Source organism: Luteibacter yeojuensis (genome assembly GCF_000964085.1).
Lineage (GTDB): Bacteria > Pseudomonadota > Gammaproteobacteria > Xanthomonadales > Rhodanobacteraceae > Luteibacter > Luteibacter yeojuensis_A.
Genome location: NZ_JZRB01000046.1, coordinates 26206 through 37509 on the forward strand (window position 1 = coordinate 26206; position 11304 = coordinate 37509).

9 protein-coding genes are annotated in these 11304 nt (G+C 69.3%); 1 reads left to right on the plus strand and 8 read right to left on the minus strand.

Features of this window, described 5'->3' with window-relative positions:
- Positions 1-4 precede the first annotated feature (4 nt).
- A complete protein-coding gene (locus VI08_RS17430; RefSeq protein ID WP_045830902.1) occupies positions 5-1180 on the minus strand; it encodes a thiolase family protein in 1176 nt (391 codons plus the stop codon).
- Between the two features lie 206 nt (positions 1181-1386).
- On the opposite strand from VI08_RS17430, the gene VI08_RS17435 reads away from it, so the two are divergent.
- Entirely contained in the window at positions 1387-4224 is a 2838-nt protein-coding gene (locus VI08_RS17435) for an autotransporter serine protease (protein WP_052698038.1), read from the plus strand.
- A 95-nt stretch (positions 4225-4319) separates the two neighbouring features.
- Here the strand turns inward: VI08_RS17435 and VI08_RS17440 are convergent, their stop codons facing one another.
- The 7 genes from VI08_RS17440 to VI08_RS17470 all read right to left on the minus strand — a co-directional run bounded on the left by VI08_RS17440 (position 4320) and on the right by VI08_RS17470 (position 11304).
- Entirely contained in the window at positions 4320-5477 is a 1158-nt protein-coding gene (locus tag VI08_RS17440) for an isovaleryl-CoA dehydrogenase (RefSeq protein WP_045830903.1), read from the minus strand.
- Between the two features lie 83 nt (positions 5478-5560).
- The gene (yccS, locus tag VI08_RS17445) at positions 5561-7657 is read right to left on the minus strand and encodes a YccS family putative transporter (RefSeq protein ID WP_052698039.1); all 2097 of its coding nucleotides are present in this window, start codon (positions 7655-7657) and stop codon (positions 5561-5563) included.
- Between the two features lie 17 nt (positions 7658-7674).
- Positions 7675-8403 carry a 3-oxoacyl-ACP reductase FabG gene (gene fabG / locus VI08_RS17450; protein ID WP_045830904.1) on the minus strand — a complete coding sequence of 243 codons (729 nt, stop codon included), beginning with the start codon at positions 8401-8403 and terminating at the stop codon, positions 7675-7677.
- On the minus strand, positions 8396-8875 hold the full coding sequence (locus tag VI08_RS17455; RefSeq protein ID WP_045830905.1) for a hotdog family protein: 480 nt from the start codon (positions 8873-8875) through the stop codon (positions 8396-8398). The genes fabG and VI08_RS17455 overlap by 8 nt, the downstream gene beginning before the upstream one ends.
- Complete coding sequence (locus VI08_RS17460; RefSeq protein WP_045830906.1) at positions 8872-9315, minus strand: acyl-CoA thioesterase; 444 nt, start codon at positions 9313-9315, stop codon at positions 8872-8874. Before VI08_RS17460 ends, VI08_RS17455 begins: the two co-directional genes overlap by 4 nt.
- Positions 9305-10519 carry a hypothetical protein gene (locus VI08_RS22295; RefSeq protein ID WP_232309585.1) on the minus strand — a complete coding sequence of 405 codons (1215 nt, stop codon included), beginning with the start codon at positions 10517-10519 and terminating at the stop codon, positions 9305-9307. The genes VI08_RS17460 and VI08_RS22295 overlap by 11 nt, the downstream gene beginning before the upstream one ends.
- Positions 10516-11304 (minus strand): lysophospholipid acyltransferase family protein, encoded by a 789-nt coding sequence (locus VI08_RS17470; protein WP_045830907.1) that lies wholly within the window; start codon positions 11302-11304, stop codon positions 10516-10518. Before VI08_RS17470 ends, VI08_RS22295 begins: the two co-directional genes overlap by 4 nt.

An 11304-nucleotide genomic window follows, 5' to 3' on the forward strand; every position in this document is an offset into this window, starting at 1 on the left:
GTCTTCACGCCAGTTCGATGGCGATCGCCGTTGCCTCGCCGCCACCGATGCAAAGCGAGGCGACGCCCCTTTTTGCCCCACGAACCGTCAACGCATTGAGAAGAGTGACCACGATGCGTGCGCCGCTGGCACCGATCGGATGCCCCAGCGCACAGGCACCGCCATTGACGTTGAGCTTGTCGTGGCCGACCCCGAGCTCACGCATCACCGCCATGGGCACCACGGCGAAGGCCTCGTTGACTTCGAACAGGTCGACGTCGTCGACCTTCCAGCCGGCCTTGTCGAGCACCTTCTGGATGGCACCCACCGGGGCCGTGGTGAACCATTCCGGTTCGTGCGAATGCGTGGCGTGCGCCACGACGCGGGCGAGCGGGGTGGCGCCCCTGGCTTTCGCATCGTCGGCCGACATGAGCACCAGCGCGGCCGCGCCGTCGGAGATGCTGGAGGAGCTGGCGGCGGTGATGGTGCCGTTTTCCTTGCGGAACGCGGCGCGCAGCGTGGGGATCTTCGCGGTGTCGGAGCGGCCCGGCTGCTCGTCTTCGGCGAAATCCTGCGCACCCTTGCGGCCCTGGACGGTGACGGGGACGATCTCGCCCGCGAAGGCCCCGGCCGCCTGCGCCGCTTTTGCCCGGTCGACCGAGGCGATGGCGTAGGCATCCTGCTCTTCGCGCGTGAAGTGGTATTTGTCGGCGCACTGCTCGCCAAACACGCCCATGGCCTTGCCGTCATAGGGGTTGGTGAGGCCATCCCACGCCATGTGGTCGACCAGCTGGCCATCGCCGTAGCGGATGCCGGTGCGCGCGTTGACCATGTGCGGCGCGTTGGTCATCGATTCCATGCCGCCGGCCACGACCACCCCGGCGGAGCCGGCCTTGATGAGGTCGTGCGCGAGCATGATGGCCTTCATGCCGGAACCGCACACCTTGTTGATGGTGGTGCAGCCGGCCGACGTGGGCAGGCCGGCCTTGAGCGAGGCCTGGCGTGCCGGCGCCTGGCCGAGGTTGGCGGGGAGCACACAGCCCATGATCACTTCGCTGACGTCGCCCGCGGCCACGCCGGCCTGTTCGAGGGCGGCCTTGATGGCGACGGCACCCAGCTCGGGCGTAGGCACGCCGGTGAACTGGCCAAGGAAGGAACCGATGGCGGTGCGCTTGGCACCCGCGATGACGATGTCGGACATGGGGACTCCGTGGATACTGCGAATGGCCGCCCCGGGGGGCGGTAGCCGACGGAGTATCGCAGTGGGCGGCGGGAGCGGGCAATGCGCACCGCCGCAAGGATCACATTCCAAGGCAGCCTTTTGTGCGAGGATCCGCACCAGGGGCGCCGTCGGGCCAGCTTGCGCGGCGGCGCGACATTGATGTCGAATTTTCTGGGGTAAAACACGTGAAGGGACGGAATATCCTGCGCCAGCGCGACCTTGCACTGGCTGTCTGCGTCAGCCTTGGCCTTGCCGCATGCGGTGGCGGTGGTGGTGGCGGTGGTGTCAAGGGCGGTAACAGCGGCGGTGGCGCCGTGGTGGTTCCACCCACCAACCCCACCCAGCCCACGCAGCCCACGCAGCCGAGCACCCCGCAGCCGCCGCTCGATGCGCAGCTCTCCCTCACCAATGCCACGGCCGCCCAGAAGCTCGGCTTCAACGGGCAGGGCGAGACCATCGGTGTCATCGACACCGGCGTCACCCACGCGCACCCGGCGTTGTCCGGCCGCGTCACCGCCAACCTGAATTACGTCGACCCGTCGGTGAACAACCTCAACGTCGATGATGTGGTCGGCCACGGCACCGCGGTGGCCGAGATCGCCGCCGGCCGCCCGTTTGGCAGCTTCGCGGGCGGCGTGGCGCCGTCGGCGAACATCGTTTCGGCGCGCATCATCTCCGACAAAGCCCCCACCGACGATGGCTCGGGCCAGGGCAACAAGGCCACCACGGCCGATCCGCTCGGTACCATCAACGCCGACGTGGCCGCGCGCGGCGCCACCATTTTCAATAACTCCTGGGGCGGCATCTATTGGGATGCCACGGACGCGGCTGCCAACAAGAGCTTCCACGACGCCTACGCGTCGCTGACGGCGAACGGCTCGCATCTCTTCGTGTTCGCCGCGGGCAACGACGGGCGGGCCGATCCCTCCGATATCGCCGCGCTACCCGCGCGCTCGCCTGATGTGGAGCAGGGGTGGCTGACGGTCGTCGCCCTCGACAGCAACAACCCGACGCAGATTGCCTCGTACTCGAACCGTTGCGGCATCGCCAAGAACTACTGCCTCGCCGCGCCAGGCGACGTGGTGGTCGCCTCGGCAGCCACCACCAGCACCGCCAACGCCACGTACCAGATCTGGGAAGGCACCTCGCTGGCCGCGCCCCAGGTTTCGGGCGCCGCGGCCGTCGTGCACAGCGCGTTCCCGTCCTTCGATTACAACGCGGTGCGCCAGATCATCCTGGGCACGGCGGATGACCTGGGCGACCCGGGCCCGGACGCCATTTACGGCTACGGCCGCCTCAACGTCGGCCGCGCCGTCATGGGGCCGTCGCGTTTCGACTGGGGCGACTTCAACGCCAACGTGGCCGGTAGCGCGTACACCTTCAGCAATGACATCGCCGGTGCGGGTGGCCTGCAGGTCACGGGCGCGGGCAAGCTGACGCTCACTGGCAACAACAGCTACACGGGCGTGACGAGCGTGATGTCGGGCGCCACGCTTACCGCCGTCCACGCCATCCCCGGTGCGCTGAACGTGGTCAATGGCGCCACCGCCGTCGTCAACGGCGACGTGGGTGGCCCGCTTGTCAGCGGCGGCACGATCACCACGGGCGCCACATCGGTGCACGTGGGCGGTGACTACACGATGCTCGGTACGGGGCGCTTGTCGCAGCTGCTTGGCGCACCGCTGGTCGTGTCGGGCACCGCACGCCTCGCCGGCGATTTCTACGTGGCGGGCGCCGTGCCGAACTATACGAAGACGGCGCACCAGCAAGTGGTTACGGCCAGTAGCGTGCAGGGCACTTTCGGTACCACCACCCTTGGTAATGGTGTGTTCCTCACCTCCACGCTGCAGTACGCACCGACCGAGGTGTGGCTCGATACCACCTCGCTCAGCATCTCGCAGGTGGCCGGCTCCACCATGGCCCAGTCGCAGGCGGCGGTGTCGTCCGCGCAGCGCGTGGACGGGGCGATGACGCAGATCAGCAACAGCCTGGCTCCGGGCGCCACCGCGGCCGGCAGCATCAACACCAATATGCTCATCGCCGCCGGCGGCATCCAGCAGGCGCAAACCACCGCCAGTGCACAGGCGTCGCTTGAATCGCTCTCGGGGCAGTTGTACGCGGCGGGCACGGCCGTGACGCTGGCCGGCATCGACGCCGGCAACGACGCGCTGATGCAGCACCTCGACGCCATGGGCAAGGGCGGGGCGTGGGTGCAGTCGCTCGATGCGCAAGGTGGCCTCAGCCGCGGCGGCTTCGGCAACGTGGGCTTCAACATCGGCGGCAGCATGGTCGGCAACGACGTGCGCCTCGGTAACAACGGGTTCGCGGGTCTCGCCGTGGCGCAGATGCGCAGTGATGGCCAGCTGTCGGGCAACTACGACCGCCAGCGCAACCGCGCGACGGAAGGTTCGCTTTACGCGGGCACGCAGGGCGCGAACTGGTACGGCGTGGGCCGCTTCGGCTTCGGCAGCTACCGCGGCGATACGCAGCGCCTGCTGCGCTTCGGCGATGCCGGTGCCTCGTTCAGCGGCGCTGATTACAGTGGCCGCTACAACGTGGCCTATGGCGAGGTCGGCTACCGCACGCACCTGGGTGCGTTCGATTTCACGCCGTATGCCGACGTGCAGTACGCGAGCGTCCGTCGTGATGGCTTCTCGGAATCGGGCGGCGACGGCTTTGGCCTTGCGGCCGACGGCCACACCACCTCGCGCTGGCAGGCCGGTCTTGGCATGCGTGCCGGCAGCTCGTGGCTCACGTCGTACGGCAAGTTCCGCCTCGACATGAAGCTGGGCTGGCAGAACGCGTTCGCCACGCGCGGTGAAGTGTTCTCGGCGCGCTACACGGGCCTGGCCCAGTGGGCACCGGTGAACGGCATCGGCCTGTCGCGTCGCGCCGCCACGTTCGGCCTCAACGCCGGCATGGACATCGGCTCGCGCACGCAGCTGGCGTTCGGCGTCGACCAGCGCTTCGCCGACCGCGACCATTCGCGGCAGGCGACGGCTAGCGTCAGGGTGGCCTGGTAACCCGCCTGCACTGTAGGAGCCCACACCCGTGGGCGACAGCTCTTCGCGAAAAGCTGTCGCCCACGGGGTGGGCTCCTACAACAGGCAGCAACTGCTCAGGACTTGCCGTGGAACAGCTCGCGGCCGATGAGCATGCGGCGGATCTCGTTGGTGCCGGCGCCGATCTCGTAGAGCTTGGCGTCGCGCAACAGGCGGCCCGCCGGGAACTCGTTGATATAGCCGTTGCCGCCGAGCGACTGGATGGCTTCAAGGGCCACCTGCACCGCGTTCGTCGAGGCATTGAGCAGGCACGCGGCCGGGTCGATGCGCGACTTCACGCCGTTGTCGAACTGCTGGGCCACCATGTACGCAAAGCCACGCGACGACTGCAGCGCGGTGTACATGTCGGCCACCTTGCCCTGCATGAGGCCAAAGGTGCCGATGGGCGCGTTGAACTGCTTGCGCTCGCGCACGTAGGGCAGCACCAGGTCCACCGCGGCCTGCATGATGCCGATGGGGCCGCCCGAGAGCACCAGGCGCTCGGTGTCGAGGCCGCTCATGAGCACGCGCACGCCTTCGTTCACTTCGCCGACGATGTTTTCTTCCGGGATTTCGCAGTTATCGAACACCAGCTCGCAGGTGTTCGAACCACGCATGCCGAGCTTGTCGAGCTTCTGCGCGGTGCTGAAACCGGGCATGCCCTTTTCGACGATGAAGGCGGTCATGCAGCGGCTGCCCGCGGCGCGGGGCGCGGTGCGCATGTAGACCAGCAGCACGTTGGCATCGGGCCCGTTGGTGATCCACATCTTGGAGCCATTGGCGACCCACTTGCCGTCGACCAGCTCGGCCCGGCAGTTCATCGAGCCGACCACGTCGGAGCCGGCGCCCGGCTCGCTCATGGCGAGCGCGCCCACCCATTCGCCGCTGGCGAGCTTGGGAAGATATTTGCGGCGCTGCTCGTCGGTGCCGTTGTGGTAGATGTTCTGCACGCACAGGTTCGAGTGGGCGCCATACGAGAGGCCCACCGATGCCGAGGCGCGGGAGATTTCCTCCATGGCCACCATGTGGGCGAGGAAGCCCAGGTCGGAGCCCCCGTACTCGCCGGGGATGGTGATGCCGAGCAGGCCCATCTCGCCGAACTTGGCCCACAGATCGTCCGGGAACACGTTTTCACGGTCGATCCGGTCGGCGCGTGGTGCGATTTCTTTCTCGGCGAACGCGCGGACGGTTTCGCGCAGCAGGTCGAGGTCTTCGCCAAGGGAAAACGGACGCATGGGTACCACTCCGGGGAAAAAGGCGGGGAAAACCCCGCCATGCTAGCGGTTTGGCGCCATGGAGCCACGGCGCGACGCAGCAATCAGCCTCGCACCATGGCCGCGATGCGGTCGTGTACGCGGTCCAGCAGCAGGCACTGCCGTTCGACGAGGCGCAGGCCCTCGCTGCCGGCCAGGGGCCCGGCCGCGGGCCCCTCTGTGGCGCGCGGCGGCGCTGGCGTGCCCGCGCGCAGGTGCTCCGCGAGGGCGTCGAACCCCAGGATGACGCGGTGCGCGGCCGTATCCACCGCGGCTGCCTCGCTGGCGGCCAGCGCCCGGCGGTGCGTGCCCAGCGTGGAGAGATGCGACAGGGCAGCCTGCAGCGCCGTCAGCAAGCGCAGCGCGCGCTCGCCGTGGGCAGGGTGGTGGCCCGGCTCGCCCATCAGTTCGGCCACGTTGCCGGCAACCACGGCGTGGGCGGCGTGGGCATCGCGGCGCGCTACGCGGTAAGGCAGGTCGTCCACCCGGCCGTTGGCATACTGCGTGGCGATCTGCTGAAGGTACCGGCCGTACGCCAGCAAGGCATCGGCAACCAGGTCGTCAAGGCGGCGCACGCGCCAGTCCGGCAGCACGTAGCGGATGGCCACGGCCGCCACGAGCGCGCCCGCCACGGTATCGAGCAGGCGTGGCCCGATCGCGTCGTAACCGGCGCCCACGCGGTCGAAGCAGAGCAGGACGAACAACGTGATGACGCCCGTGGCCAGTGCATAGCGGCGCAGGCGGAACGCGAAGAAGCCCGCGCCCGCGGCGACAAGCACGGGCAGCCGCCAGTTGCCGCCGGGTAACGCGCGCAGCAGCGCCCACCCCACGAGCAGGCCAGCCGTGGTGCCCACGATGCGCTGGATGAAGCGCCGCCGCGTGGCGCCGTAACCGGGCTGGCAGACGAACAGCGTGGTCATGAGGATCCAGTAGCCGTGTTGCGGGTGCAGTGCCTGCATCAGCAGGTAGCCCGCCAGCATGCCTATGGACAACCGCACGGCGTGGCGAAAGTGCATGGAACGGCGGTTGAGGCGCAGCCGCACGCGGCGCAGGGCATCCCCCAGCGACGATGGTTCGTTGCCCTGCAGGGCGATATCGGTATCGCCGCGCAGGCTGCCCTCGTCCTCGATCAGCGCCTGCAGGCTTTCCATGTTCCGCAGCAACGCGGCCAGCGCATCGTCGAGGGCATCGTCGGCGGGGTGCGTCCGCTGGTGGAACGCCAGCGCATCGCGCAGGTCTTCCAGTGCCGCGCGGGGCAGCGCGATGGAGCGCAGGGGCGCCACGCGGCGGATCGCATCGGCGCGCTCGCGGCAGGCCAGCGCCTGCAGGCGCAACAAGCGACCGAAGCGGAACATGAGGTCGCTGTGGTACAGCGCGCCGGCCAGTTCGTCGTAGGGGTAGTGCGACGACGTGATGCGCTCGTGGATATCCTGCGCCACGAAGAACATGGCCAGGCGCGACGCGGCCCTGCCGCGCGGCTGGCGGCGGCCGATGCGATCGATGAGGGCCACGCGCGCCTCCGTAAGCGCCTGCACGGTGGCCTGGTTGCGCCGGGACACCGCCAGTGCGAGCGCATCGTGGTCGAGGCCGCGCACGGGTTCGAACTGCGCCGCCTTCGCTTCGATCAGCGTGGCGAGTGATTCGAAAAGGCGCGCCAGCGCATGCCGCACCGCCCGCTGCGGCGCCATCGCGCTCCACAGCAACGACAGCAGGCCGTACCACGCGGCGCCGGCGAGCAGCGCCCAGGTGCTTTCCGCCCCACGGCCGCCGGGCGCGTCCGACGCGATCATCGTGTACACCGCGAGGATGAGCGTGGCCGTGGCGATGGTGGCGTAGCGGCCGCTGGCCGCGCCCAGCATCACGAGGAGGAAGGTGCCCAGGCCCAGCAAGGGGGCAAAGGCCAGTGGCGTGCCGATCGCCGCCTTCACGGCCGTGGCGGCGAGGCCGAAGCAGGCCAGGGTGACCACGAGGCCACGCAGGCGGCCGCGCCAGGCATCGTCGGTTTCCGCGAGCGCGCAGGCGATGGCGCCGAGCAGCGCGGGGACGATGGCGGCCGGCGGCCCGCGCAACGTGCACCACGCCGTGATGCCAGCCAGCGCCAGGAAGACGCGCAGCACATCGGCGAAGCGGTCGGATTCGGCGAGGTGGCGGAGGCTGGGCATGGGGCTAGGTTAACCCCTCAGCAGAGCCCGCCATTCACCGCGAGCACCTGGCGGGTGATGTACCCGGCATCGGGGCTGACCAGGAAGCGGACGGCGGCGGCCACTTCCTCGGGCGTGCCGCTGCGTTCCATGGGGATCACCTTCAGGATCTGCTCCACCGGCACCTCCGGCTCGAGCATGTCGGTGTCGATGAGCCCAGGCGCCACGCAGTTCACGGTGATCTTGCGCTTGGCCAGCTCCACCGCCAGGGCCTTCGCCGCGCCGATGACGCCAGCTTTCGATGCGCTGTAGTTCACCTGGCCGCGGTTGCCGATGATGCCCGAGACCGAGGTGATGCAGACGATGCGGCCGGCGGCGCGGCGGCGGATCATGGGCATGACCAGCGGATGCAGCACGTTGTAGAAGCCGTCGAGGTTGGTGCGAAGCACCTGATCCCAGTCGTCGGCGGTGAGGCCCGGGAACGCGCCGTCGCGCGTCAGGCCCGCATTGCATACCACCCCGTAATACGCACCATGCGCCGCCACGTCGGCTTCGAGCGCGGCGGCGGTGGCGGCGCGGTCGGCCACGTCGAACTGCAACACGCGGGCGCCGCGGCCCTTTGCTTCGATCTCGGCCTGCACGGCTTCGGCTTCGTCGCGGCGCGAGCGGCAATGCACCACCAGGTCGTAGCCGGCATCGGCCAGGGCCAGCGCGATGGCGCGGCCGATGCCGCGGCTGGAGCCGGTGACGAGGATCGTTTCAGTCATGGGTGGGTCCGGTGGGATCGAGGCTGTTGCGTGGGTCGAGGAAGGGGCCCGGGTCGGGCGGGCTGAACACGGTCAGGCGTGCGTCGGCCTGCACGGCATCGCCAATGACGATGCGGCAGGCGAACGAGGCCATGCCGTCGTCATCGTGGAACGTGCGCGTGGCTTCGACGCGCAGCAGCGCGCCCACCGGGAACAGGTCGGTATTCGATCGATAGGCCCGCGTGCCGAGCAGGAATCCCGGGCGGATGGCGCCACCGGCCGCCAGCACCTGGCACCCGTTCCATGCGGCGATGGCCTGGGCCATCAGTTCGATGCCAGCCCAGGAGGGCAGGCCATCGGCGGTCACTTCCAGGCCGCCGCGGCGCACGGTGCGCTCGCAGGTGATGTGCTCCGCATCCCAGGCAAGCACGCGGTCCAGCCACACCATGCGGCCCGCGTGGGGCAGCAGCTGCTCGATGGGCCACTGGCTCATGGTTCGCCGCTGGCGCGCGCGAGGCGGCGCTCCACGTCGTGGATGAAGACGGAAGGCGACACGAGTTGCATCTCGCCATCGGCGAGGCGCACGGCCACCTGGATGGTACTGGCGCGGGTGAGCCGTTCGCCGCTGGCGGCGTCGCTCACGGTGTAATGGATCTTCAGGCGGTTTTCCCACTCCACCAGCTCGGCGCGCACGCGCAGGGCCTGGCCGAACCGGGCCGCGCGCACGTAGCGCAGCTGCAGGTCGATGATGGGCCAGGCGAAGCCGGTGGCCTTCATGCGCACGTAGTTGTGGCCGACATCGTCGAGCAGGGCGCAACGCGCCACCTCGAGGTATTTGACGTAATGCCCATGCCACACTACTTCGAGCGAATCGACGTCGAAGAAAGGCACGACCACGTCCATCTCGGCCGCAAGCACGCCCCTACCGCGCATGGACCGTCCCCGCCACGGTGCCGACGCGCAGGTGCGCGGACGAACAGGCCTTGTCGCCGACGCGGTAGGCGAAATGCAGGCGGCCGCGCGTGGTGTCGTGGCGGAGCGAAAGCGCGACACGATCGCCGGGGCGCAGCAGGTGCTGGAACTTCAGCTGGTCCATGCCGTGGCAGGTCGTCGGCGTGCCGAAACGCGACGACGCGAACTCCAGCGCCCACGCGATCTGCAGCACGCCGGGCAGCACGGGGGCATTGGGGAAGTGGTCCGAAAAGCAGGCGAGGTCGAGCGGCAGTTCGAGCGAAAGCACGTGCGTGCCGCCCTCGGTGCGCTCGGCGCGCACCGCGGCGATGCGTGGCAGCGGCGCCTGGAGGAGCAGGTCGATGCGGGCAGCCTCGGGCATCGTCTCGACGAAGCGCCACGCCAGCGGCGTGGCCAGCGCGTCATCGCCCGCCGCGTGCTGGCCGAGCTCGGCGGTGACGCCGGCGCGGCCATGCCGCTGCAGGGCCAGCCGGCCGGAGGCGGTGAGTGCCACGACCATGCCGGGCGCGTTCTTGCCAGCGTTGCCGCCGCGCGCATCCTCGACCCACGGGTGCGAGGCCAGGCGCGCCGCGGCGGCGTTCATGGGCGCATGGCGGATGCGGCGGCGCATGCGCTGCCGGCACAGCCATTCCACGGCGAAGAGCGTGCCGAGAGCGACGTAAGCCAGCACGCCGTTGTAGAAGGTCCACCAGCTCAGCGGGCCCCAGGCGGCAAGCAGGGCGGAGCAGGTGCCGTTGATGGCGAAGAACGCCACCCACACCCACGTCACCTTGCGCGTGTAGGGCACCGCGGCCTGGGGCAGGTCCGGCTCGATGAGGCGCGCGAAGCGCTCGATCATCGGCGGCCCGAACTTCAGGCTCAGCGCAAAGGCGGCGAACATCAATGCGCAGATGAGGCTCGGATACCAGCGCAGCAGGTGGTCATGGCCGCCGAACGCGAGGACGGTGCAGTAGGCAAGCGTCACGGCCAGCATCCACTTGCCCCCGGGCTGGCGCACCAGTGCGGGTGCGCGCACCAGCCACAGGCTGCCGAGGATGAGGCCGAAGACCGGTGCCGACACGTGGTCGCTGCCGAAGTAGACGATGAACGGGTACAGCACGCCCACGACCACGAGCAGCAGGTTGGCCAGCTTGCGCGAGTTGGATGCCGCCGCGGGCGTGGTCATGCCTGCAGTTCCTTCGCGTAAAGGCGATGGAGGTGTTCGTTGATGCGGCGCGACGCGATGGGCGCTGGCGCGTCGTCGCTGAAGCGGGCCACGTCGATGTCATCGCCCACGCGCAGGTGCATGTGCACGCGGCGGTCGGGGATGCGGTACCACGGCTCGGCCTTGGTGAGCGTCGTGGGCACGACCGTAACGAACACGGGCGTGATGACCTTCGCGCCACGCACGGCGATGGCGGCGGCACCGCGATGGAACACCGGTGATTCCCCCGGGGTGGTGCGCGTGCCTTCGGGGAAGATGATGAGCGTCTGGCCATCGCGCAGCACGTCGGCCGCGCGGTCGAGCATCTCGGCGCTGCCGTCGTTGCTGATGTACTGCGCGGTCCTGACGGGGCCGCGCATGAACGGGTTCTCCCACAGCTTGTGCTTCACGACGCAGTTGGCGTCGGGCACGTGGCCGAGGATGAACACCACGTCGATGAGCGAGGGGTGGTTCGCCACGATCATCTGGCCGGGGCGGCCGAGCTTCTCCAGTCCTTCGAACTGGTAGGTGAGCACGCCCGTGCGGGCCATGAACTGGGAGTGCATCCAGAACGCCCGGCCCACCGTGCGGCGCGCGCGGCGGCGGCGCACCTCCATGGGGGCCGGCCAGTGCATCACCACGGGGAGCACGAACGCGCGCAGCACCAGCCCGCCCAGGCCGAAGAAGGCGAAGGAGAGGGCGGTGAATACGAAGCGGCTGGCCCAGGCATCGGTGCGGCGCTTCGTCGTGGTGGCGGCGAGGTGCAT

Bases quoted from the DNA above. Each gene is read 5' to 3' on its own strand.
- VI08_RS17430 (WP_045830902.1), bottom strand. From the start codon at position 1,180: ATGTCCGACATCGTCATCGCGGGTGCCAAGCGCACCGCCATCGGTTCC.
- VI08_RS17440 (WP_045830903.1), bottom strand. From the start codon at position 5,477: ATGCGTCCGTTTTCCCTTGGCGAAGACCTCGACCTGCTGCGCGAAACC.
- yccS (WP_052698039.1), bottom strand. From the start codon at position 7,657: ATGCCCAGCCTCCGCCACCTCGCCGAATCCGACCGCTTCGCCGATGTG.
- fabG (WP_045830904.1), bottom strand. From the start codon at position 8,403: ATGACTGAAACGATCCTCGTCACCGGCTCCAGCCGCGGCATCGGCCGC.
- VI08_RS17455 (WP_045830905.1), bottom strand. From the start codon at position 8,875: ATGAGCCAGTGGCCCATCGAGCAGCTGCTGCCCCACGCGGGCCGCATG.
- VI08_RS17460 (WP_045830906.1), bottom strand. From the start codon at position 9,315: ATGCGCGGTAGGGGCGTGCTTGCGGCCGAGATGGACGTGGTCGTGCCT.
- VI08_RS22295 (WP_232309585.1), bottom strand. From the start codon at position 10,519: ATGACCACGCCCGCGGCGGCATCCAACTCGCGCAAGCTGGCCAACCTG.
- VI08_RS17470 (WP_045830907.1), bottom strand. From the start codon at position 11,304: ATGCACCTCGCCGCCACCACGACGAAGCGCCGCACCGATGCCTGGGCC.